This window comes from Psychrobium sp. 1_MG-2023, from assembly GCF_030689115.1.
In the GTDB taxonomy this organism is placed as follows: Bacteria; Pseudomonadota; Gammaproteobacteria; order Enterobacterales; family Psychrobiaceae; genus Psychrobium.
Genome location: NZ_JAUYVJ010000034.1, coordinates 1 through 22,923, shown reverse-complemented (window position 1 = coordinate 22,923; position 22,923 = coordinate 1). Strand labels below are relative to the sequence as shown.

Sequence of the window (22,923 nt, the reverse complement as noted above, 5' to 3'; positions counted from 1 at the left end):
ATGGAACAAGTGCTTACTTCGACTCAAATTCGCCAAACAATCGCTGAAGTGTTCCAGCAAAACATGCCGTTCCATCAACTTATCGGCTTGAAAATCAACCACTATACTGCTGATAGTGTAGAGTTAAGTATTCAAATGAAACCCGAATTAGTGGGTAATCCTATCCATGGTATTTTGCATGGCGGTGTGACAGCGACCATTCTTGACGTCGCGGGTGGCATGATGGTATTCGCTCAGGTGATTGAGAACATGGAGCACATAACCGAGCAAACAGTCACTCAACGTTTGCAAAATCTAGGCACTATTGACCTGCGCATTGATTACCTCAGGCCGGGTCGTGGCCAAGAATTTATTGCAACCGCAACGGTGATTAGGGCGGGTAATAAAGTGGCTGTGGCGCGGATGGAACTACATAATGAACAAGGTGAGCATATCGCATTTGGCACAGGAACTTACCTCGTGGGCTAGTGCTCCAAACTTGAAGTACATTAGTAATATGTTATATTAATACCCTTGTTTTTCAAGTCTTAGAGCCTGTCATTATTTCCCGTTTAGCCGTCTGTGTCATTGCCATTTTTAGTTGCTTTATTAACGCGGCTAGAGCACAAACGATCAAGGTTGTCACAGAGCATCTGAGCCCATTTCAAATAGTAAAAAATAACGGTAATCTTGACGGTTACTCTGTGGATGTCATATCTCAATTGTTTGCGCTCACTCAAGACACGCCTCAAACACAGGTATTACCTTGGGCGCGCGCTTATAAAACGGCGCTCACTGAGCCCAATGTACTGATTTACTCATTAATTCGTAATAGAGAGCGCGAAGATAAGTTTCATTGGGTAGGGCAGTTAACTACTCAGCGTATTTATATTTGGGGGTTACGTTCAAAGTTTCCCCAGCCTTTCGACTCCATCGAGCAAGCAAAAGAGTATCGTATTAGTACCCCTCAAGCTTACACGACCGCTGCTTACTTAGAGCGTAATGATTTTAAGCATGTATATCTTACGGGGCAATACGAACAAAACATCGGCATGTTGCTTAAAGACAGAATTGACTTAATTATTTCCTCGCCTGTGGTATTACACGAGCTAGCAAAAAAGAAGTTAATCGATTCTTCACAACTGGTTCCATTGATTGAGGTGACAGAGCTAGAAAGTAATGTCTATGTTGCATTAAGCAAAGGCAGCGATTCGGCATTAGTCTCTCGCTACCAGAAGCAATTTGAGCGTCTTGTCACCTTGCCTATCTTTGAACAAATTAAAGCGAAATGGCAAGTCGATTAGTCGTTACTCGCCAATTTCTTGCTTGGCTTGAATAAAGCTAGCCACTAATGCGCTTAGGCCTTGGCCAACATCACTATTACCAGCGTCAATGCCTGCTGGGTGTTGAATTGGTGCACCTTCTGCTAAATGTAAGTAACAGCTTTGTTCGATGCTTGCCATGGCATGTACATAAAATTGTGCGTCGGCTAAATCAACCCCCGCGTTGGTATAGGCGCTGGCAGGCATAAAGGAAATGCTATCAACATCTAGCTCAACCCCAATTGGTTTATTGCCATCACTTAAATAACATTGCGCATCTTGCAGCGCTTGCGCCAGAGTCATCTCGCGGCGTACATAAATTTGTTGGTAACTAATAAATGGAAAGTGTTTACTATTTAAGCTGGCAATATTCGCTGCCGAGTTCTTTAACTCATGCATGCCTAACGAAAAATAACGGCCTAAATAGCCCTGCTCAGCGGCATAGTTAAAACCATTACCGCTATGACGGCCTTCCAGTGCTCTAAAGTCGGTGTGTGGGTCAAGGTTAATCGCGCTAATCGCAGTGCCCTTGGCTTGACTCGTTCCCTGTAAGATCGGAAAAGCGTTGTTATGACCGCCGCCGATAACGATAGGATATAAACCCTGCTCGACGATCGTTTTAATCACGGGTGCTAAGCGTTGATCTAACGTGCCGACATGTTGACGAATAGTGGCTAGATCATCATCGTTATTAAGCTCAAGCGACTTGCTTTGTTGCTGTAAATCATCACAGTGGATATGACCTAATAGGGCAATCTCATTAGCGCGGATAAAATCATTTTGCTGTAAGTTAACAAAGCGCGACAAGAAAGCAGCCCAGCCTTTATCAGCTCCACCGCGACCTAAATTAGCCCTAGGACCAATATCTTCCGGCACACCAAGTAATACAAAACGTATGCCTTTTTTGGCGAGCTTAGCTAAGCCGCCACTTAACTCACCTTGTGGTAGCAACTGCAGCTGCTCACCAACTTTGCACTCGCCAGGGCGGGTCGCTAAATACTGATTAAGGTAAGGTTGATCGGCAACAACAAGAGTTTTCATAAATAAATACTTCTAGACAATAAAACAATGGGGATGGGGAGTGATTATAAAGCAAGTTAGGCAAGTTTAATTGCCTAACTGATGATTAGTTTACGAGTAACTACTCAATATCAAGCGGTTCTGGCGAGAGGATAATGCCGGTAGAGTCAGCATAAACATGATCTTCAGGTAGGAAAGTCACGCCACCGAAGTTCACTGGAATGTCGGCATCACCATCATTACTATCACTGGCTAATACAGGAATCGAGGCTAACGCCTGAATGCCAATATCTAATTCATCGACTAAATCAACATCACGAATGCAGCCAAATACAATAATTCCTTCCCAGCCATTTTCGAGTGCAATTTCAGCGAGCTCAAAATCGACTAAGGCACGGCGTAGTGAACCGCCGCCATCAATCACCAGCACTTTACCTTCACCATTGCGCTGAAGCACATCTCGAACCTGTCCATTTGCCTCATGACATTTTACCGTGGTGACTTCACCACCAAATGAGTTAGTGCCGCCAAAATTGGCAAACATTGGCTCGACCACATCAACACTTTCTAGATAAATATCACATAGTTCAGATGTATTATATTGCATGCTATTCTCCGCTTGGGTATATGTTCAATACTAGACTAAGTATCGAATAAGTGAAGCATTATTTTCATTGATGTAGGGCACGTTTCTGCGCTTTAATTTGAGCTGTTACGCAATTTTCATCATCGTTAGTGTTACGACTCAGGTGCATTGGTTAGACTGGTTTTGATACTAATAATAATTAATGAACTAGAAGGTGGCAAGATGGATGAGATGAATGCGGTTGAGTGGTTTGGAATTTTCGCATCGGTGATCATAGCCTACTCCTTAACCCTTAAAGATTTAATGAAGCTACGGAGCTGGAATTTACTCGGTGCATCACTGTTATCAGTATATGGCGGTTTAATTGGTTCTATGCCGGTGCTATTACTGAATGCTTTTATCGCGTTAACGAATATCTATTACCTAGTACAAATGCGCAAGGCGAGCCGTGAGCCACAGGCTGAAGAGTAAAACGTCATCATATTAATATGACGATGTTGAGTATGTTGGAAAGCCAACTTGTCGCCCTGATAATGTGGAGTGCCTCACCTCGTCGTCCTGAAAGTGTTTAATTCAGGATCTCGCTTTCGTTGTTAAGGAGAGATTCCGGCAAACAACATGCAGGAACGACAACGATGTGGAGTGCCTCACCTTACCCTCGTCGTCCTGAAAGGGTTTAATTCAGGATCTCGCTTTTGTTGTTAAGGAGAGATTCCGGCTAACAACATGCCGGAACGACAATGATGTGGAGTACCTCACCTTACCCTCGTCGTCCTGAAAGTGTTTAATTCAGGATCTCGTTTTTGTTGTTTAAGGAGAGATTCCGGCTAACACCATGCCGGAACGACAATGATGTGAGGTGCCTCACCTTACCCTCGTCGTCCTGAAAGTGTTTAATTCAGGATCTCGCTTTTGTTGTTAAGGAGAGATTCCGGCTAACAGCATGCCGGAACGATAATGATGTGAGGTGCCTCACCTCGTCGTCCTGAAAGTGTTTAATTCAGGATCTCGTTTTTGTTGTTCAAGGAGAGATTCCGGCTAACAACATGCCGGAACGACAACGATGTGGAGTGCCTCACCTTGTCGTCCTGATGATGTGAGGTGCCTGACCTCGTCGTCCTGAAAGTGTTTAATTCAGGGTCTCGCTTTTGTTGTTAAGGAGAGATTCCGGCTAACAGCATGCCGGAACGACGGTGTAGGGCCTGCCTAAATGACGATGTGGGAGCTGTCGGAAAAACGTTGTTGTTCAATACAGCACTTGCGCGCTAATGGTATTGTTACGCCATTGTTGTGCGGCTTTAAAGCGCGCAAGGTAATCACACCACAAACTATCTTGCTCTTGGCATAACTTCAATAAGTAATGTGGCTCAAATATGCCGCTAAAATGTCCATCATCAAAGGTGATAGTGAGTCCGCCTTTAGGCAAGTGAGTCATCTTGTCAACTCTAACAAAGGCTTTATCTGTTACCAGTCGTGGTTGTTGGTGTCCATCAGGGACTTTACAAGCCATGGGTGAATAAATTCGTAATAGCTCAAATGAAATAAAGTGATTAGAGTTATCATCAAAGCAAACCTTTACAAGTGAAGAATCACAATGAAGTTGTGCATCAGTAATTGATATCATAGTTAGCGCCATTCCGTTGTTGTAATACCAATTGCATTAAATATTTGCCCACTTGTGCCAGTTAAAATAAGCTGGAACGGCGTTGCTTTCAATCCCAATAGTCAGCTATTAGTCAATCGAGCGCCTTTTCCCAAGGAACAACAAGACCACTCACTTAATGTATTTAGTATAAGAATGATAGAGCAATCATCAATAAAAAGGCAATAAAAAAGCAGGGCGAACCCTGCTTTTTATTATTATTTGTTAATGTAGCTGTAATTATAAAATGAAGCGGCTTAAGTCTTCATTCTCAATTAAATCACCTAAATACTTATCAACATAAGCAGCATCAATGCTAATGCTCTCACCACTGCGATCAGAAGCGTGGTATGAAATCTCTTCCATTAAACACTCTAATACCGTGTGTAGGCGACGTGCACCGATGTTCTCAGTACGCTCATTTACTTGCCACGCGGCTTCAGCAATGCGCTTAATGCCATCTTCGGTAAACTCAACGTTCACGCCTTCGGTGGCTAATAATGCTTTGTGTTGCTCAGTTAGCGATGCATTCGGCTCAGTTAAAATACGAATAAAGTCATCGCTTGAAAGCGCGCTTAATTCAACACGAATTGGTAAACGACCTTGTAGCTCAGGGATTAAATCCGATGGCTTGGCCACTTGGAAAGCACCTGAAGTAATAAACAAGATATGATCGGTTTTGATCATGCCGTGCTTGGTTGAAACTGTACAACCTTCGATTAATGGAAGTAAATCACGTTGCACGCCTTCACGTGATACGTCTGGACCTGACGCTTCACCGCGCTTACAAATCTTATCGATTTCATCGATAAATACGATGCCGTTCTGCTCAGCCATTTCAATAGCTTGGTCTTTCAAATCTTCTTGATTAACTAATTTAGCAGCTTCTTCTTCCTGCGCTAGTTTTAACGCATCTTTAATCTTTAACTTACGCTTTTTGCTTGGCGTGGTGTTCAGGTTTTGGAACATGCCTTGCAATTGATTGGTCATTTCTTCCATGCCCGGAGGAGCCATGATTTCAACACCCACTTGCGGTGAGGCAATGTCCATTTCGACTTCTTTATCATCAAGCTGGCCTTCACGTAATTTCTTACGGAATACTTGGCGCGTGCCACTATCTGTTTTGTTTGGCTCTTCGTCAAAACCGCCACGTGCTGGTGGTAATAAAGCATCTAAAATACGTTCTTCAGCGGCTTCTTCCGCGGCAAAGCGTACTTTACTCATTTGTTGTTCACGAGTGATTTTTAATGCCACATCAGCTAAATCACGAATGATTTGGTCAACTTCTTTACCAACATAACCTACTTCAGTGAACTTAGTCGCTTCAACTTTAATAAAAGGCGCATTAGCCAGTTTGGCTAAACGACGAGCGATTTCAGTTTTACCAACACCCGTTGGACCAATCATTAAGATATTTTTTGGCGTAACTTCTTGGCGCAGCTCATCGTTAAGCTGCATCCGACGCCAGCGGTTACGCAGTGCAATAGAAACAGCGCGTTTAGCATCGCTTTGACCAATAATGTGTGCATCTAATTCTGATACGATTTCTCTTGGAGTCATTTGTGACATAGGATTCTCTCTATTTACTCTCGTCGTTAGCGTCTAGTGTTTCAACGGTCTGATTACCATTAGTATAAACACAAATATCACCAGCGATGGTTAATGCGCGTGTTGCAATGTCATTGGCATCAAGGTCAGTATTCTCAAGTAGTGCCGTGGCTGCAGCTTGAGCAAAAGGTCCACCAGAACCAATCGCGATTAAATCATTTTCAGGCTGAATCACATCACCGTTCCCCGTGATTATTAACGATGCTTCTTTATCAGCAACCGCTAGTAAGGCTTCAAGCTTACGTAAGCCACGATCGGTACGCCAATCTTTAGCCAGCTCTACCGCCGCTTTAGTCAAATGACCTTGATACATTTCTAACTTAGCTTCAAAACGTTCAAATAAAGTAAATGCATCGGCGGTGCCGCCAGCAAATCCTGCTAATACTTTATTGTTGTACAGGCGACGTACTTTGCGTGCGTTGCCTTTCATTACAGTGTTACCTAGTGATACTTGACCGTCACCAGCAATAACAACTTTACCTTCACGGCGTACAGATACTATCGTAGTCATTATCTGTCCTCTTGATAATAAACGGTTGGGCTTATTGCCCCACCTAAAAATAAATGGCAAAACGATTGAACAATCGAGTCATCGTTTGCTTGGGTTAAAATAGAAATGGGGGTAGTGGGCGTTTTTTCAAGGGGATAAATAAAATTAAGCGCCTGTGAGCTTGTTAGAATGAATAACTGTCGTCGTCCTGAAAGTGTTTAATTCAGGATCTCGCTTTTGTTGTTGAATGAGAAATTCCGGCTAAAAGCATGCCGGAACGACGTTGGTGGAATTGCCTGAACGATGTTGCTAAGAGTGTTGGGAAGCTAATGTCGTCGTCCTGAAAGTGTTTAATTCAGGATCTCGCTTTTGTTGTTGAATGAGAGGTTCCGGCTAAAAGCATGCCGGAACGACGTTGTTGGACTTGCCAGAACGGTGTTGCTAAGAGTGTTGGGAAGCTAATGTCGTCATCCTGAAAGTGTTTAATTCAGGACCTCACTTTTGTTGTTGAATGAGAGGTTCCGGCTAAAAGACTGCCGGAACGACGTTAGTGGACATGTCGGAACAACGTTGGTGGACTTGCCAGAACGGTGTTGCTAAGAGTGTTGGGAAGCTAATGTCGTCGTCCTGAAAGTGTTTAATTCAGGATCTCGCTTTTGTTGTTGAATGAGAGGTTCCGGCTAAAAGACTGCCGGAACGACGTTGGTGGTATTTACTATTATCCCTGCCAGAAAAAGATCTTACAGTGATTGATGTCGGCGCGTTGCATTTTATGACGCACCGTTTCGGCTTGACGTTTACGATCAAACGGGCCGAGGTACACTTGATACCAAACATCTTTAGAGCCTTGCACCGCTTTAATAAACGACTCATGACCTTGGAATGCTATTCGCGCTTTTAACTCTTCAGCTTGTGCTCGTGAGCGGACGCTGGCACATTGCAGGCGATAAGGGCGAGTTGACTCTTGTTGTTCTGGCAGTTCAACGGCAACTTCTTTTTGATCGAGCTTCTCATACTGCCAGCCGCCACTAGGTGCTTGCGGTAATGGCTCTTGGCTTTGCTTCGGTGCCGGTTTTGGTTTCGCTGTAACGACAGGTGCAGGTTCAATGGCAACCGTTTCAGCACTACCATCAATTTTAATTAAGAAGTAACCGAACGCAGCACTGATGATCAATACCGCCGCCAGCATTACGAATAAACGTGGGCGTGGCGAAGGTTGCGCTTGAGCTGCTTTTTTAGTGCCCGATTTTTTACCTTGATTAGGCTTTTTCGGGCGGCCTTTCTTTGCGTGATCAGGCATTGATTACATACGCTCCAGCGTCTTGATGCCTAATAATGATAAGCCTTGTTGTAGCGTCTTAGCCGTTAATGCCGCTAATTTTAAGCGACTTTGTTTAACCGCTTCATCATCACCTACCAAGATAGGACAAGCTTCATAGAAGCTAGAGAATGAACCCGCTAACTCATAAAGGTAAGTACACATCACGTGCGGTAAACCTTTGGCTGCAACGTTACCTAGCGCATCGTTAAATTGCATTAACTTAGTGCCTAAGGCTTTTTCTTGCTCGGTATCTAGGCTGATTTCACCGCTGAGGTTATCAGCATCCACACCTGCTTTAGCAAAGATGCTCGCGACACGAGTGTAAGCATAAAGAATGTATGGTGCGGTGTTACCTTCAAAGCTCAACATGCTATCAAAACTAAAGGTGTAATCACTAGTACGGGCTTTAGATAAATCAGCGTATTTAACTGCAGAAATACCCACCACATCAGCAATGGCTTTTAATTCAGCTTCATCCATGTCTGGATTCTTCGACTTCACTAAATCAAAGGCACGTTGTTGTGCTTCTGATAACAAGTCAGCAAGTTTTGCTACTTCACCAGAACGGGTTTTAAATGGTTTGCCATCTTCACCCATCACCGTACCGAACGCCATGTGCTCAAGTGACATCTCTTCACGAGCAAACTTGGCTTTCTTCGCAAGGGCAAAGATTTGTTGGAAATGCAGGCTTTGGCGCGCATCAACAAAATATAGTACGCGATCAGCATTTAATACGTCATTACGGTAGCGTGTTGCCGCCATATCGGTAGTGGCATATAAGAAACCGCCGCCAGTTTTTTGAATAATGATTGGTAATGGCTCGTCGTTTTTACCTTTAAACTGCTCAAGGAAAACACATTGTGCGCCATCATTTTCTACTAACAAGCCTTGCTCTTTTAGTGATTCAACCACGCCCACTAAATCGTCGTTATAAGCACTTTCAGCCATCACGTCTTTACGAGTTAAGCTCACGCCTAAACGGTCGTACGTTTCCTGACAATGGCTTAAAGAAATATCGATAAATTGCTGCCATAAGGCTTTGCATTGCTCGTCGCCAGACTGTAATTTTACAACCATTTCACGGGCACGGGTCGAGAATGACTCATCTTCATCAAAACACTGTTTTGCTGCGCGGTAGAATTGCTCAAGGTTGTGCAATTCCATTGAAATCTCACCGCCTTGCTGTTGCAAGCGCTCCATGTAGGTCAGTAGCATACCAAACTGAGTACCCCAATCGCCGACATGGTTTTGGCGAATAACTTTGTGACCTAAAAACTCTAATGTGCGTACTACGCTATCGCCGATGATCGCAGAGCGCAGGTGACCCACGTGCATCTCTTTAGCAAGGTTTGGCGCACTGTAATCAACCACGATGGTTTGTGGTGTTTCAACTTGGCTCACATTTAAGTTAGCGTCTTGATAAGCGGCTTCCAGCTGGTCGGTTAAGGCGTTATCAGCAACGAAGAAGTTAATAAAGCCTGGGCCTGCGATTTCAGTTTTTGCAATCACGGCTGACTGTGGTAAATGCTGACAAATAAGCTGAGCTAATTCGCGTGGGTTTTTGCCTGCTGGCTTCGCAGTCATTAACGCTAGATTAGTGGCGAAATCGCCGTGAGATTTATCCTTAGTTCGGTCTACTTGAATGCGTGGAGCCGCTTCTGCTGGCAAAATATTTTCTTGCTTTAAAATTGCGACAGTTTGTTCAAGTAATTGTTGGATATTCTCTTTCATCAGGTTTTGCACCACTAGTGTTGTTTAAATCGTCGTTATCGCCTCAATTCGGCGACAATAAAGCCATAAGTCTATCGTAAATCAGCGCCTGCCTCTAGCGGCATTGGTAGCATATTTGCTAAAAAATTACATTTTATAGTTTTATTATTTTTATTGTGTCTTCTTGATTGATTGCTCTGATAATTTGATGTGCTATTTAAGTTCTGTGATCCATTTTGTGTTGACTCAAGCACACCAGTTACTTTTCTGTGCTTCGCCAAAGAAAAGTAACCAAAAGATTAAATCGTCTGGAACGATTTAAGACAGCTTAGCTGGTCCGTAGGACAAATAACAGGGGGGTTATTTGCAAAGGCGACCCGTAAGTTAGTTGCTTTTCTTTTAGTAGCCAGCTGTCTTAACGGAACCGATTTTTATACGCATCCCTGCGTAAAAATCTAAAAATTCGTCCCTGAATTTTTTTCCTAACAGCTGACTCCTAAAAGGCAACTAAAAACGGGAGATAGGTGGTAGCTACCAGTGATTGACTTTTAAAAATTTTCCCTTAAATGCCAGTGCGGCTCACTGACTAAAAAGTGTTGCGATTTGATAAGGCAAGCTTGAACAACAGGGATGTTGTTCCAGAGCCTCCATGGACGGATTGACGGCGACTTGGCATTCAAGTCGCGACACTTATCGACAGCATGACCTACACCATATCAATCGGGTCGACATCGATAGACCAGCGCACTAAGCGGCTGGCTTTGTGTTTATCGAGTTCGCCGATGAGGACGGTGAGAAATTTATGCAGCTGGCTGCGTTTGCTGGCTTCGAAGATCACCTGCCAGCGGAATTTTCCCGCGCGGCGTTCCATCGGTGAGGGCATTGGGCCGATTTGGCGCAGCGGGGATTCTTTGCTGACCAGTTGTTGCAAAATTAGCTGCGCGATATCCTGCAAGACTTGATTAAATACTGTGATGTGTTGTGGGTTGTGCGACTCGATACGTAGCAGCGCCATGTGCCAATAAGGGGGCAGTTGGGCAATTTTGCGCTCGGTTAACGCATCTTCACTAAACGATGAATACCCCTCGCTGTTGAGGCGTTGCAATAGTTGATGCTCGGGATGATGGGTTTGTAGCGCCACCTGACCGGGTTTACTGGCGCGGCCTGCACGGCCAGAGACTTGTAAATATAATTGAGCGAGTTTTTCACTGGCGCGAAAATCACCACTAAATAACGCACCATCAACATCGAGTAACGCCACCAAGGTCACATCGGGAAAGTGATGCCCTTTAGCCAACATTTGCGTGCCGATTAATACTTGGTAGTCGTTGTTGTTGATCCCCTCAAGCGATTCATCTAGCGAGCCTTTGCGCCTTGTACTATCACGATCAATACGCACACTTTTATACTGTGGAAACAATTCATTAACGGTTTGTTCGAGCTGTTCGGTGCCGACACCCGCGGTGACTAGTTGGGTGCTACCACAGCCGGGGCATTGAGTTGGAATACCGTGCTGATCGCCACAATGATGGCACTGAATATAGCGATAACGTTGATGCACGGTGTAATGGGCGTCACAGCGATGGCAATCACCCAGCCAACCACATTCATGACACAATAAAGCGGGGGCATAGCCACGACGATTTAAGAATAGCATCACTTGATTGCCGCGTGATAAGTGGTGCTCCATTAACTGAATTAACTGCGGTGATAAGCCACTTTGCAGCTGCACCCCTTTAATATCAATGATCTGATGGCTCGCTTCACTGGCATTGGCCGCGCGTTTGCTTAAGGTTAGCTGTTGATACTTACCGAGTTTCGCGTTGTGCAGCGTTTCAAAGCAGGGCGTCGCACTGCCTAGCACCAATGGAATTTGTTCAATATTGGCACGTACTACGGCTAAATCACGGGCGTTGTATCTAAAGGTGTCTTGTTGTTTTAGCGAACTATCATGCTCTTCATCAACAATGATCATACCGGGGCGTTTAAGCGGAGTAAAAATTGCCGAGCGGGTGCCAATGATTAACGCTGCTTGGCCTTGCTGTGCTTTAAGCCAACCGTCGAGGCGTTCTTTATCATTGAGCCCTGAATGTAAAAACACAATCGGCACATTAAAGCGGCTCTGAAAACGGTGTAGCGTCTGCGGCGTTAAGCCTATTTCTGGCACGATGATCAGCGCTTGCTTGCCCGCATTAATCACTTGCTCAATGGCTTGTAAATAGACCTCAGTTTTACCACTGCCAGTGATACCTAATAAGAGACTGGAGCTATATCCGCGCTCAATATTAATTGCCGCCACCGCAATCGCTTGTTCTTTATTAAGCACCAACCGATCATCATGGTTAATCTGTTCATCAGTCCAACTACAAGGCGCAGCTAGCGGTTTGGCCACTTGCTCGATAAGTGCTTTTTTCTCCACTGCTTTAATCGTCGCGCTGCTAATGTCTTGCTGTTTTAATTGCGCTGGGGTGTGCGGCCCTTGGTGTAGCAGACTAACTAACTGTTGTTGTTTTTTAGCGCGGGCTAAGCTGTCTGGCTCGGTAGACTGTCCCTGTTCAGTTAATTGCCACTGCAAGATGGGGGCTATGGTCGCTGCCTCGCCCTTGCGCAATAACGCTGGCATTGACTGGTGATAAATCTCACCTAAGGAATATAAATAATAATTACTCGCCCAGCCTAAGAGCTTATGAATTGTTATGGGCTGCAATGAATCATCATCGAGCACCTGCGTGAGCGCTTTTAATTTATCGCGGTTAACCTCTGACTCTTCGAGTAATCCGGTGACCATGGCAATTAACGTGCGTGAGCCAAAGGGCACTTCCACCCGCGCGCCAACACTGGGCAGCGCAAATTCGCTTGGGCATAAATAACTAAACTTTCTACGTAATGGCGTGGGGACCGCTACTTCAACAAGCGTGGTGTGGGTCATTGGTTTTCAATACTAACGAGGACTATATTAAAGGACAAGGGTTAGTGTAATCAGATTATATGTGAAATAGAAGCGGATTATTTATTCGATCGACTAGCATGATCAAAATCAATGCTATATAATTCGCGCCCTATTATTTTACAATCTTCGTATGGTGTCAGACTTCGGGTTTGATAGCGATGCGAACTAATTAGAGGTTTTTCTAATGCAACAAGGTATTCACCCAGAATACGCTGGAATCAAGGCATCTTGTTCTTGCGGTAACGTAATCAACGTTGGTTCAACAGTTGGTAAAGATTTAGCACTAGACGTATGTTCAGAGTGTCACCCGTTCTACACTGGTAAGCAAAAAGTTGCTGACGCTGGCGGCCGTGTTGACAAGTTCAAATCACGTTTTGGTTCACTTAAATCTAAGAAGTAATATTTCTTACGTTTTAAGTATAAAAAGCACTCTAAGGAGTGCTTTTTTTATGCCTGCAATTTAATACTGTCATTCCGGAAAATCAACCACACCGACATGGCCTTAAAACCCCGTCATTCCGGCAGTGTTTTAGCCGGAACTTCTAACGGCTTACCGAACCTTTAAGTTGTTCACTAAGCCAAGCCACTACGGCATGTTAACCACAAGTTGCTCAAGTCCACCCATGGCACGCTCGAAAACCGCATCCCTGTGGTTTAAGGCTTGTTAATAACATACCGTCATGGCTTTAAGTTGAGGTTTACTGGCGTTAATAATCCGTCATTCCGGCAGTCTTTTAGCCGGGATCTCTAACGGCTTACCGAACCTTTAAGTTGTTCACTAAGCCAAGCCACAACGGCATGTTAACCACAAGTTGCTCAAGCCCATCCATGGCACGCTCGAAAACCGCATCCCTGCGGTTTAACGCTTGCTAATAACATACCGTCATGGCTTTAAATTTGGGTTTACTAGCGTTAATAATCTGTCATTCCGGCACTTTTAGTTCTTGTTATCTCGCTTTGCTGCGACTAACATAACCAATATAAAGATCGATTAAGAGACCGAATTGATGACCTCTAGAATTTTAGCTGATGTTGCTGCCAGTATTACCGAATTAAAAGCTAACCCAATGAAAGTGGCAACAAGTGCTTGCGGCGAACCTGTTGCTGTATTAAACCGAAATGAGCCTGCATTTTATTGCGTACCTGCGCAAGCATACGAGATGATGATGGATAGACTTGAAGACCTTGAGTTACTTGCTCTTGCCAAGGAGCGCGAATCGGAAGAGAGTATTTCGGTAAACATTGATGACCTATAAACTCGAATTCAAAAAGAGTGCACTTAAAGAGTGGAATAAGCTTGGCTCCACCCTGCAACAGCAGTTTAAAAAGAAGTTAATTGAACGGCTAGCGGTGCCACATGTGCCAGTCTCAAAGCTCGCTGGTGCTGACAACATGTATAAGATTAAATTACGTCAATCTGGCTATCGTTTAGTGTACAAAGTTGAAGATGACATCGTTATTGTCACTGTGTTCGCCGTTGGCAAGCGGGAACGAGGCGATGTGTACCATAAAGCGATGAAACGCACTGAGTAGGCTTTTAGCCTTAATAATGTGACAAATCGTTATAACAATCAATCTTGCAGTCTTTTAGCAGGGATCTCGCTTTTGTTGCAACAGTAAAGCGAGGTCCTGAATAAAAGCGCTTCAGGACGACGAGTGGTGAGGTCATAAATGTTGTCTAACCACACTGTCACTCTTGCCACTACAACACCTATCATCCCGGCAGTGTTTTTGCCGGGATTTCTGTTAGGTTTCTACAGCGCTGCCAGCTCTTCCAAACTAATTGCCAAACGCGCACTACAGCCTGTATCGGCGGTTGACAGCGGATGCGAGAGGTCGAGCGATTATAGCGCCAATCATATTGGCGCCAGCCACCGCGTAAAATGCCATCAGGGTCGGGGGGTCGTGACTTGAATGGTTTTGCTGTGGGTTTTCTCGCATATAAATATAGGCATCATCGGCGAGCCATTCGCCTAAACTACCATTATCACCCAAAGCTAAATCGTGACGTTTTACTCTTACACATTGTTATTTCAGTAGTATTTAAATTTCTATAATGCCCTTAAAAAATCCTTTTTATTTCTTTGACGCGATGGGTTTTCTGAACTAGCTTGAGCTTATTGTCAGTGTGGAACCATCATTCTAAAGGATTTCTAGTAGACGAAGTCATAGGGACTAGAAAAAGGAAGCGGCTTGACTTTGTTCCTTTAAGGGAAATAGCTGCTATATCATTGCTAAAAGTAGCAAAATTAACTCGGTATAACCGAATAGGGAGAATAATATTATGCGTCAACTAACTATTGATGAAGTTAATCAAGTAAATGGAGGTGTATCACAAGAAGCTGCAATAGGTGGGAATTTGTCTATTGTGGCAATTGGTGCAGGAGTTGCTATAGCAGGTTCCGCACCAGTATGGTTTCCAGTTTTGATGATAGGAGTTAGTGTGTCGTTAACAGCCTCTTATGCTGCTAGCTTATGGCGAAATCGACATCGAGCTGTTAGCTCACGATAAATGCACTGCACTAAGAGCGAGGAAGTTCTTAGTGCTTTTTAATTGAATGGAGAAAAATCATGTCAAATAATATAAATGCATGGTCAAGCAAAGGAAAATTAACTAGGCAGCCTCAAAGGTTTTTCATTTCAGGTATATTGATCGGTATGGCGATTGGTATTCCATTGGGATTGATACTCGGTTGATGATATTTATTAATGTACTGCAATTGTGGTGTTAAAATTGATATGAGTCCATTACTGGAGTATGCTGGTGTTAAGGTGAAAATTGGGAGCCGAGTAATGAAAGAGCAAGCACAGGCTGTTTTAGAGCAGCAACCACAACAAGTGGCGCAAGTGGCTTTAGAGGTTTTTTTTAATATCATGAAAGCGTGGCGGGTTAAGGGTAAGGATCAAATTATCTTGCTGGGTAAACCTGCCGAATCGACTTTCTATAATTGGAAAAAAGGTAAAGCATCGACACTGTCGGTTGATACATTAGAACGGATTTCTTACATCATGGGGGTATATAAAGCGCTGGGCATTTTATTTCCTACTCGAGAGCAAGCTGATGCGTGGCTATCAAAGCCAAATCAAGCATTTAATGGTGAAACCGCTCTGTCTTTTATGCTCAAAGGCAGCATGATCCACCTCAGTGATATGCGCAGGTATCTTGATGCACAACGAGGTTAAAACTTGTTTACCCGATTGGGAACAATTATTCCGTTTAGTGCCTAGTCATTTTCCACCGATTGATTTATTCGAGCATGTCACTAAACCACAAGACTTAGAGATAGTGTTTGCTCTTGAATCTTTAACGAATGACCGATTGCGTGAGCAAGTGGGTGATTTGGCGCTGGTGCCTAAAGAAGAGCGCATTAGTGGTGCTGGTACGACTCCCATTATGGCGGCCTTTACTCACATCGGTATAGCAACGCGATTTACCGATGGTTTTGAATACGGCGTGTATTATGGTGCTAAAACTCTACAGACGGCATTTGCAGAGACCATTTATCACCGTGAACAGTTTTACAAGGCGACCAATGAGCCTGATACTGAAATGACGATGCGCTGTTATATTAATAAAGTTGCACTGCCCTTAGATGATGTTCGGGGGCAAGAATTCGATTTTTTGTATCAAGAGCATTACGAACCATCACAGCAATTTGCTAAAACACAACGCGCTAGTGGTAGTAATGGACTGATTTATCGCAGTGTGCGTGATGTCGGTGGTGAGTGTGTTGCCGCGTTTAAACCTAAAGCGGTGGCTATTCCGGTACAAGGTGGCCATTACAAATACCTTTGGAATGGTAAAAAGCAGAAAATTGAGCATGTCCTTGCAGTGAGTTTAGTTAAATAATCAAGCCACCTGCTCATGAGGTAGCTTGATTACGATAATACTCGCTGTTTTGTTTGCGAGCCTAAAACTTATAACTAAATTGCAGCGAGTACTGCGAGCCGGGATCTTTGGCGTAAACCTGTTGTCCTTGCTGTAGGTATTCGGCGGTTTCATCCAATAAGTTTTGCGCTTTAAGTTTGATTGCCATCGCGTCTGTTGGGAAGTAGCTATAACTTAAATCGAGGCTGTGGAATGGTTGCTCAACAACATCGTCGAGACCACCACGGCCGCCGTAGGCGATACGCTCGCCAAAGACGTTATAAACCAATGTGGCGCTATGGGCTTCACTTGGTGAGTCAAAGCTTAACTGCAAGTTAGTCACCCATTGTGAATGACCTGTCATGCGGCGTGTTTGATTAGTTGGGTCAATTTCGCCACTGCTGGCGATATTGATTTCAGAGTCACTCAGCGTCACGTTACCCGTAACAAAGAAATATTGCCACAGGCTTTCATCATCACCTAACACATCAAGGTGCTGGAGAAAGTCTGCTTCGATACCGTAAATGCTACCTGAGTCGGCGTTGTAGAATTTAAGCTGACGACCCGCTTCTGAGATACGTTGAATTGGTTCGATTGGCGCGTCGATGTCTTTGTAAAATGCACCGACACTAAAGCTGTTGCCTGCTTCACCATACCATTCCCAGCGCGCATCGAGATTGTAAATGTCAGAGCTTTCAAGTTGTGGATTACCGAAAAAGTCAAAGCCAGTGACTGGATCTTGGAAACGTACAGGTGAGACTTCACGTAAATCAGGGCGCACCACGGTTTTACTTAAACCTAAACGCCACTGGGTTTCATCGCTTTCAACCCAAGTGAGTGACAGGGAAGGGTACCAGTCATCTTGTTTGATGATGTAGTCGGTGATTTGATAACGACCACCTTCATCAGAAATATCACCGTCAGGATCGATAGGTAAAGTCACACGTCTAAAGTCTTCGTAACGCAAGCCTGCATAGATACGCCATTCGTCATCGATGTTTAAATCAACACTGACAAAGGCGGCATCAATGATTTCTGCTGCGACATAATCTTCGGTATCGGTTGAAGCGTCTTGTAACTCTAGTCCTAAACGGTCATTGGTAATGTTGTCATCACTAAAGATATCGCCAAAGGACTGCGCTAAGATGTTGCCATCGCTATCCGATGGACGCAGATCAACATCAAAACCTAGGCGGGTGGCATTGCTTTGACGAGTACGCTCAAAATATTGATAACCACCTTTCACGTTGACCATAGTGATATCAAACTCAAGCGGCAGAGTCAGTGACCAGCCGTAGTTGATGGTGTCATCATCTAATTGGCTATACACATATTTAGGGGCATCTTGCGTGTTAAGGTGACGGCTCGTGATGGCGTCGTTGTCATCAAGTAGCACATTGTAAGTGTAACCCAGTTCATTGGGCGCAGCGCGCGATGAGCTCGCATCTGAATATTGCCATGCTAGTTCAAGATCCCACCAATCGCTAAGGTAGTGCTGCCCTTTAATTTGATTGCTGATCAAGCTGCGTTCTTCGTAATTAACGCCATAGACTTGCAGCGCATTAGGTTCACCGAGGGTATCGACGGTTTCTTCGATTGAGATTGATACATCATCAGAGGTGTCGCGTAGATAGGTAGTGAAGGTTTCTATCTTGTGATCATCGTTTAATTCAAAACCTAAATTAAGCATCGCTGATAAACGCACGCTGGCGTCGGTGCCATTAACATTTTTTGAGTTTTCGATTTGGGCTTGTTGGTCGTCGCCGTCGAGCTCGACTTCTCGTTTGGTGTAGTTTTTCGCTTGTTTCTTGTATGAAGCGGCGGCTAGCACACCGAATACCGATTCATCACCTATATCCCAGTTACTGCCTACAGCAAGGTCAATATTAGCGCCTTGGTCGGTGTCTTCGCTGGTGATATCCATATCACGATAAATATCCAGAGCCAGTTCGCGATTAAGTTGCTGTGCCGCGGTAAAGTCAATGTTACCCGCCGAGCCAGTGACGATATCGATTGGGCTGATGCCGCCGTATTGATTGTAAGTTTGCTCGATGCTGCTTGGCAGGTCGCGCAAGCCATCATCTTTACCGCTGTTGTCGTTGCCGCCACGATAGCTTAGGGCGTCATTGCTATCATTGGTGTTATGCGCTGTGCCCACCGCAACCGAGAAGAAGGGTTCAAGGGGAATACTTTTAGTGCGGATATCAACATGACCACCACCAAAGGCGGCTGGCATATCAGCGGTGGCACTTTTTTGTACTGATAGCGACTCAATCACCGATGAAGGGAACATATCTAACGGCACCACGTTTCGGGTTGGGTCTGGTGATGGCACAATCGCGCCATTTAACGAGGTGCTTGAGTAACGTTCGCCTAAACCGCGCACATAAATAAATTTACCATCTTTAAGTGTGAGGCCAGTAACGCGGCGCAGCGCTGCGGCGGCGTCACTATCACCAGTGCGGGCCAGTTGCTCAATGCCCATGATGTCCGCCACGGCGATTTGTTCGCGTCGCTCTTCCATTGCCTCTGAAGCGGCACTATTAAGACGACCGATAATCGCGATGGACTCGATAGGAAAGTCTTCTTTTGCCTCGTCGATGTCTTTTTCTGTGGCGTGGGCTGGCAGCGCGGTTAATAGCGTTGCTGCACAGAGCGCTGAGGCGATAGCGTGGCTTAGTTTGTGTTGGCTAAAGTTTGGCTTACTTTTTCTAGACTGAATGTTGATAGGCTCAATGTTGCTAGAAGCAGCTGTGTGAGGATTAGTTTTCATACCTACATATCCTGTATGTGATTAAATACCCATTACACTATTTAACTAATACAATCGGCATTGAAAAGCCGCCTTGATGCGGCTTTAGAGTAAAGAGTGCTTGAGCGCTTTGTCAGTGATGAACACTAAGCAAAGCGCTCGGGATGGCAATTATTGTGGGATGAATACCCAGTTTTTGCGCCAGTCGTTTTGTGCGTCGAATGCACCGATAAAGTTAGTCGCTTCAAAGAATGAATCCGTGCTGCTCATGTCTTTACCTTGACCCAGTAACTTGGTTTCAGTGGCTAGTGGCATGCCGTTGTTGAGGCTAACGCTGGTGGTGGCGTTGCCCATTTGACCTGCAAACCATGTTGCTACGTCTACTGCATCGGCTGTGGCCGCGTTATCAGAGCTGTATTTAAATGGTTCGTTACAGTCAATCACTGAATGGCTAATGGATAAGTTACCGTTAGTCACGTTATCAACAAGGTCAGCATAAGTACCGTCAAGCTCTAGACACTCACCCGACTCTGTATCGCCTGTTGCACCTTTACGGCCTTGTACTAACACGTTGTTGAGTGATGCCGCAGTTGCAACGCGAAGTAAGATACCTTCACCTTTATCACCACTGGCATTGGCCGTGTCGACACCCGGTAAGATAGTTAGGTTAGAGATAACTGGTTGAGACATTGGCGTATCACCAGTACCTTTGTGGCTGTCGCCCTCGATACCACGGTTAGCGCTGCCGTCTTCATGCGTGATGTACACAAACTGTGCTTTACCTTGCCAGCCGTTAGTCCAATCAAGGCTGTCATCGAAGTTGTCGCTTAGGTAAACGTATTTCATGTTAACCGCGCCACCCCAGAACTCAACGCCATCGTCGCCGTTAGCATGTACTTGGATGTGATCCACTTGCGTACCACTGCCCACCGCTGCAAATGAGATACCGTTCATTTCTTGGGTATCATTCACTTTAAAGCCAGCGTATTTCACCACCACATAGCTTAGTTGACCGCTGCTATCGGTGTTGTCGTTACCGCCATAAGGTAAGTCGCCGACTTCAAAGGCAACGTCACAGTTACTCGCGTCATCACACTTATTCGTTAGACCGTTACCTAGGAGCACTAGACCGCCCCATTGACCGCGTTCACCGGTTGCGCCCGCGATAACATCTTGCTCTGATGTCATCACGATTGGGTGTGCTTCACTGCCTTTCGCCATAATTTTTGAACCACGGCTGACCGTGATGTAGCTATTATCCGTAGCAAAGATTTGTGCGCCCGCTTGAATACCTAATGTCGCTGAATTAGCGTTATCACCACCAACAACCACGGCGCCGCCGTCTAGTTTGTACATCACGTTGTCACCCGCGAGTAGCGTCATGTCTGAAGTGATGTTGCCTTCTAAGCGACAAACTAATGTAACATCGCTATCGTTGTATAAGCCCGGAGTGACCGTTTCAGTGGCTGTGCCCACAGGACAAGACGTTAATGTTGGTAATGCGCTTGGCGCTGGCGCGACATCGCCATGAATCGCTGTTGTCCAGTTTTCAGTCCAATCATTGCTGCCATCAAATGCACCAATGTATTGAGCATCTGTTAAGCGTGAATCCATGGTATTTAGGTCAGCGGCCCCGCCCGTTAATGCCACAGACGAGCTGTTTGGCATGTAACCGTTTAAGTCAGAGGCACCCGCTAGGTTACCGTCTTGACCTAGGAACCACGCTTCAACGTCTAGCGCCATAGTGCGGCCTTCTTCAGCATCCACTTTGGCGTTTTTAAAGGGTTCAACACAGTCAATCAGGCTGTTGTTAACCGTGAGGTTGCCATCTTGGGTGCTGATCACTGTGTTATCGTCGTTAATTTCTAGACATTCGCCAGAGTCAACATCGCCTTTAACTAATAGGTTATAAACGTTGGCACCAGTGCCTTTACGGAATAATACGCCTTCGGCATCGTCGCCACCGCTATTGCTGCCATTGGCTACTTCGATAGTGACATTGGCGAGGGCTGGTTTAGATTGTGGTGAGGCTGCGGCATCGCTGTTGCTATCTGCTTCGATACCACGGTTTGAACCGTTGTCTGCTTGGCGGATGTAAACGTGTTGCGCGCTACCCGTCCAACCGTTGGTCCAGTCGAGGCTGTCATCGAAGTTTTCAGTCAGCACTACGTTAGATATTGAAACATTACCGCCCCAAAATTCCACGCCGTCATCATTATTGAGGTGAACTTGGATGTGATCAACCGTCGTACCAGCACCAACGGCGGCAAAGCTAATCCCGTTCATTTCTTGGGTGTCGTTGATTTTAAAACCACCAAACTCAACACGCACATATTGTAATAAACCAGAGCTATCGTCGCTGTCGTTACCGCCATAGTTATGGTTGCCCACTTCAAATGATGCGTCACAAGCAGCTAAGTCAGGACAAGTATTTACTGGTGCGTTACCTAGTAATACTAAACCGCCCCATTGACCCGCTGCGCCAGGTTGACCTAGCGCGCTTTCTTTCGAGGTAAAAACGATTGGGCTAGTTGATGAACCTTGTGCAGTAATGGTTGAGTCACGGCTAACAACTAGGTAAGCATTGCTGCCACCGATAATTTTAGTGCCAGCGCGTACTTCTAAATCGACCGAATCTTGTTTGTCGCCACCGACGATAACCGCGCCGTCAAGTTCCCACACCACATCGTTGCCCAGCACAATTTTCTCATTGCTTTGACCGCCCGTGTCGCCGCTGCCAATGGTTGAAGCCGCTGTTGATGGAGCTAGCGACCCTGTTAAAGTCCAAACTTCTTTGCCATCAATTGACAGGCTAGTGTTACGTGTCGCGAAACCACTGTAGGCAACTTGCTGCGCACTTTGCGTTGGGGTAGTAGGTGTTGGCGTCGTTGGTGCCGGTGCTGCTTGTTGATCTTTGGTGTCGATATTGATGTCACCGCCACCACAACCCGCTAATGCCATTGCTGCTGCTAGTGCGCCCAATTTAAAAACGTGTTTCAAATCCATTGTTCTCTCCAGAGACTGCATAATTTTGTGCAAAAAGTTAATGTGTTTTGTTAGCGCAAGAAATTAGCGGATCAAGATGACAAAAAGACTGCACTTAGATGGCAGTGTGGTTGCAGTGTCATTACAGTTGTGTGACTGGCGGGGTAAATTCCTGTGTCTTCACTGTCTATCGAGATAAATATAGGTGAAAATTTTTTGACAATATAGCGAGCTTAATTACTTAAGTTACTGTGGTTGTGTAAAGCCTTTTTTGTTTTCTTATGAAATAACAGAGATCTTTGATATTGGTAATATATTAAAAATTAAGTATATTTGTGGCTGATGTTCATGAATATGTGAAATATTTGAGTATGAGAACTAGTAATAAATTTTTAATTATAGTGACAATAATTGTTTCTTTTGCATCTAATGCAAATGAGAGTCGCTGTGTAGAAAAAATGATTAATAATTATAATGAATATGCACATGTGATGAGTAATCTTAACGCTGGGGGGAACTATTTTAAGGCTGCGCAGCTAAGAGATTTAAATACCCTTTGGAAGCATGCTGAACAGTCTACATTCTACTCCAATGACCGAGCTGATGTGGTAACCCTCCCCTAAAATAATCGAAGTCAAACGTAGAATTTTCTCGTATGCTAACTGCAAGGAGATTCACATGAAAAAAGCA

General features: G+C 44.8%; 20 protein-coding genes. 10 read left to right on the top strand and 10 right to left on the bottom strand.

Annotation, left to right across the window (positions count from 1 at the left end):
* Positions 1 to 468 carry a thioesterase family protein gene (locus Q8W26_RS15365; protein WP_101213654.1) on the top strand — a complete coding sequence of 156 codons (468 nt, stop codon included), beginning with the start codon at positions 1 to 3 and terminating at the stop codon, positions 466 to 468.
* Positions 469 to 494: 26 nt separating this feature from the next.
* Positions 495 to 1,283 (top strand): ABC transporter substrate-binding protein, encoded by a 789-nt coding sequence (locus tag Q8W26_RS15360; protein ID WP_101213655.1) that lies wholly within the window; start codon positions 495 to 497, stop codon positions 1,281 to 1,283.
* A 3-nt stretch (positions 1,284 to 1,286) separates the two neighbouring features.
* Here the strand turns inward: Q8W26_RS15360 and Q8W26_RS15355 are convergent, their stop codons facing one another.
* Positions 1,287 to 2,342 carry a formimidoylglutamase gene (locus tag Q8W26_RS15355; protein ID WP_101213656.1) on the bottom strand — a complete coding sequence of 352 codons (1,056 nt, stop codon included), beginning with the start codon at positions 2,340 to 2,342 and terminating at the stop codon, positions 1,287 to 1,289.
* A 100-nt stretch (positions 2,343 to 2,442) separates the two neighbouring features.
* Positions 2,443 to 2,928 carry a ribonuclease E activity regulator RraA gene (gene rraA, locus Q8W26_RS15350; RefSeq protein ID WP_101213657.1) on the bottom strand — a complete coding sequence of 162 codons (486 nt, stop codon included), beginning with the start codon at positions 2,926 to 2,928 and terminating at the stop codon, positions 2,443 to 2,445.
* 147 nt (positions 2,929 to 3,075) lie between these two features.
* Here rraA and Q8W26_RS15345 point away from each other — a divergent pair, with 147 nt between their 5' ends.
* The gene (locus Q8W26_RS15345) at positions 3,076 to 3,378 is read left to right on the top strand and encodes a hypothetical protein (protein ID WP_370694290.1); all 303 of its coding nucleotides are present in this window, start codon (positions 3,076 to 3,078) and stop codon (positions 3,376 to 3,378) included.
* Positions 3,379 to 4,153: 775 nt separating this feature from the next.
* Here the strand turns inward: Q8W26_RS15345 and Q8W26_RS15340 are convergent.
* The 6 genes from Q8W26_RS15340 to priA form a co-directional block, all read right to left on the bottom strand.
* Positions 4,154 to 4,531: a gamma-butyrobetaine hydroxylase-like domain-containing protein gene (locus tag Q8W26_RS15340; protein WP_305473734.1), complete on the bottom strand. Its 378-nt coding sequence runs from the start codon at positions 4,529 to 4,531 to the stop codon at positions 4,154 to 4,156.
* A gap of 258 nt (positions 4,532 to 4,789) precedes the next feature.
* Positions 4,790 to 6,118 carry an HslU--HslV peptidase ATPase subunit gene (gene hslU, locus Q8W26_RS15335; protein WP_101213660.1) on the bottom strand — a complete coding sequence of 443 codons (1,329 nt, stop codon included), beginning with the start codon at positions 6,116 to 6,118 and terminating at the stop codon, positions 4,790 to 4,792.
* A 10-nt stretch (positions 6,119 to 6,128) separates the two neighbouring features.
* On the bottom strand, positions 6,129 to 6,668 hold the full coding sequence (hslV, locus tag Q8W26_RS15330) for an ATP-dependent protease subunit HslV (protein WP_101213661.1): 540 nt from the start codon (positions 6,666 to 6,668) through the stop codon (positions 6,129 to 6,131).
* 697 nt (positions 6,669 to 7,365) lie between these two features.
* Positions 7,366 to 7,947, bottom strand: a complete 582-nt coding sequence (locus Q8W26_RS15325; RefSeq protein ID WP_101213662.1) for an SPOR domain-containing protein — start codon at positions 7,945 to 7,947, stop codon at positions 7,366 to 7,368.
* Positions 7,948 to 7,950: 3 nt separating this feature from the next.
* Positions 7,951 to 9,699 carry an arginine--tRNA ligase gene (gene argS / locus Q8W26_RS15320; RefSeq protein WP_101213663.1) on the bottom strand — a complete coding sequence of 583 codons (1,749 nt, stop codon included), beginning with the start codon at positions 9,697 to 9,699 and terminating at the stop codon, positions 7,951 to 7,953.
* Positions 9,700 to 10,384: 685 nt separating this feature from the next.
* Positions 10,385 to 12,607 carry a primosomal protein N' gene (gene priA, locus Q8W26_RS15315; protein ID WP_101213664.1) on the bottom strand — a complete coding sequence of 741 codons (2,223 nt, stop codon included), beginning with the start codon at positions 12,605 to 12,607 and terminating at the stop codon, positions 10,385 to 10,387.
* A 205-nt stretch (positions 12,608 to 12,812) separates the two neighbouring features.
* Between priA and rpmE the strand changes: the two genes are divergently transcribed.
* The 6 genes from rpmE (at position 12,813) to Q8W26_RS15285 (ending at position 16,478) form a co-directional block, all read left to right on the top strand.
* The gene (rpmE, locus tag Q8W26_RS15310; protein WP_101213665.1) at positions 12,813 to 13,028 is read left to right on the top strand and encodes a 50S ribosomal protein L31; all 216 of its coding nucleotides are present in this window, start codon (positions 12,813 to 12,815) and stop codon (positions 13,026 to 13,028) included.
* A gap of 607 nt (positions 13,029 to 13,635) precedes the next feature.
* Positions 13,636 to 13,884, top strand: a complete 249-nt coding sequence (locus Q8W26_RS15305) for a type II toxin-antitoxin system Phd/YefM family antitoxin (protein WP_101213666.1) — start codon at positions 13,636 to 13,638, stop codon at positions 13,882 to 13,884.
* Positions 13,874 to 14,161 carry a type II toxin-antitoxin system RelE/ParE family toxin gene (locus tag Q8W26_RS15300; RefSeq protein ID WP_101213667.1) on the top strand — a complete coding sequence of 96 codons (288 nt, stop codon included), beginning with the start codon at positions 13,874 to 13,876 and terminating at the stop codon, positions 14,159 to 14,161. Before Q8W26_RS15305 ends, Q8W26_RS15300 begins: the two co-directional genes overlap by 11 nt.
* Before the next feature lie 751 nt (positions 14,162 to 14,912).
* Positions 14,913 to 15,140, top strand: a complete 228-nt coding sequence (locus Q8W26_RS15295) for a hypothetical protein (protein ID WP_101213669.1) — start codon at positions 14,913 to 14,915, stop codon at positions 15,138 to 15,140.
* Between the two features lie 227 nt (positions 15,141 to 15,367).
* Positions 15,368 to 15,811 (top strand): MbcA/ParS/Xre antitoxin family protein, encoded by a 444-nt coding sequence (locus tag Q8W26_RS15290; protein ID WP_305473733.1) that lies wholly within the window; start codon positions 15,368 to 15,370, stop codon positions 15,809 to 15,811.
* Entirely contained in the window at positions 15,795 to 16,478 is a 684-nt protein-coding gene (locus tag Q8W26_RS15285; protein WP_101213670.1) for an RES family NAD+ phosphorylase, read from the top strand. Before Q8W26_RS15290 ends, Q8W26_RS15285 begins: the two co-directional genes overlap by 17 nt.
* 61 nt (positions 16,479 to 16,539) lie before the next feature.
* Here Q8W26_RS15285 and Q8W26_RS15280 read toward each other — a convergent pair whose 3' ends face one another.
* Together Q8W26_RS15280 and Q8W26_RS15275 are read right to left on the bottom strand one after the other, a co-directional pair.
* Positions 16,540 to 19,269 (bottom strand): TonB-dependent receptor domain-containing protein, encoded by a 2,730-nt coding sequence (locus Q8W26_RS15280; protein WP_101213671.1) that lies wholly within the window; start codon positions 19,267 to 19,269, stop codon positions 16,540 to 16,542.
* Positions 19,270 to 19,419: 150 nt separating this feature from the next.
* Entirely contained in the window at positions 19,420 to 22,254 is a 2,835-nt protein-coding gene (locus tag Q8W26_RS15275; RefSeq protein ID WP_101213672.1) for a hypothetical protein, read from the bottom strand.
* Positions 22,255 to 22,568: 314 nt separating this feature from the next.
* Here Q8W26_RS15275 and Q8W26_RS15270 point away from each other — a divergent pair, with 314 nt between their 5' ends.
* Complete coding sequence (locus tag Q8W26_RS15270; RefSeq protein WP_101213673.1) at positions 22,569 to 22,856, top strand: hypothetical protein; 288 nt, start codon at positions 22,569 to 22,571, stop codon at positions 22,854 to 22,856.
* Positions 22,857 to 22,923 lie beyond the last annotated feature (67 nt).

Excerpts from the sequence above, each read along its gene's own strand:
- Q8W26_RS15285 (WP_101213670.1), top strand. The coding sequence starts at position 15,795 with ATGCACAACGAGGTTAAAACTTGTTTACCCGATTGGGAACAATTATTC.
- Q8W26_RS15325 (WP_101213662.1), bottom strand. The coding sequence starts at position 7,947 with ATGCCTGATCACGCAAAGAAAGGCCGCCCGAAAAAGCCTAATCAAGGT.
- hslU (WP_101213660.1), bottom strand. The coding sequence starts at position 6,118 with ATGTCACAAATGACTCCAAGAGAAATCGTATCAGAATTAGATGCACAC.
- Q8W26_RS15365 (WP_101213654.1), top strand. The coding sequence starts at position 1 with ATGGAACAAGTGCTTACTTCGACTCAAATTCGCCAAACAATCGCTGAA.
- Q8W26_RS15290 (WP_305473733.1), top strand. The coding sequence starts at position 15,368 with ATGAGTCCATTACTGGAGTATGCTGGTGTTAAGGTGAAAATTGGGAGC.
- Q8W26_RS15275 (WP_101213672.1), bottom strand. The coding sequence starts at position 22,254 with ATGGATTTGAAACACGTTTTTAAATTGGGCGCACTAGCAGCAGCAATG.
- priA (WP_101213664.1), bottom strand. The coding sequence starts at position 12,607 with ATGACCCACACCACGCTTGTTGAAGTAGCGGTCCCCACGCCATTACGT.
- hslV (WP_101213661.1), bottom strand. The coding sequence starts at position 6,668 with ATGACTACGATAGTATCTGTACGCCGTGAAGGTAAAGTTGTTATTGCT.
- argS (WP_101213663.1), bottom strand. The coding sequence starts at position 9,699 with ATGAAAGAGAATATCCAACAATTACTTGAACAAACTGTCGCAATTTTA.
- Q8W26_RS15295 (WP_101213669.1), top strand. The coding sequence starts at position 14,913 with ATGCGTCAACTAACTATTGATGAAGTTAATCAAGTAAATGGAGGTGTA.
- Q8W26_RS15300 (WP_101213667.1), top strand. The coding sequence starts at position 13,874 with ATGACCTATAAACTCGAATTCAAAAAGAGTGCACTTAAAGAGTGGAAT.
- Q8W26_RS15340 (WP_305473734.1), bottom strand. The coding sequence starts at position 4,531 with ATGATATCAATTACTGATGCACAACTTCATTGTGATTCTTCACTTGTA.
- Q8W26_RS15355 (WP_101213656.1), bottom strand. The coding sequence starts at position 2,342 with ATGAAAACTCTTGTTGTTGCCGATCAACCTTACCTTAATCAGTATTTA.
- Q8W26_RS15305 (WP_101213666.1), top strand. The coding sequence starts at position 13,636 with ATGACCTCTAGAATTTTAGCTGATGTTGCTGCCAGTATTACCGAATTA.
- Q8W26_RS15280 (WP_101213671.1), bottom strand. The coding sequence starts at position 19,269 with ATGAAAACTAATCCTCACACAGCTGCTTCTAGCAACATTGAGCCTATC.
- rpmE (WP_101213665.1), top strand. The coding sequence starts at position 12,813 with ATGCAACAAGGTATTCACCCAGAATACGCTGGAATCAAGGCATCTTGT.
- rraA (WP_101213657.1), bottom strand. The coding sequence starts at position 2,928 with ATGCAATATAATACATCTGAACTATGTGATATTTATCTAGAAAGTGTT.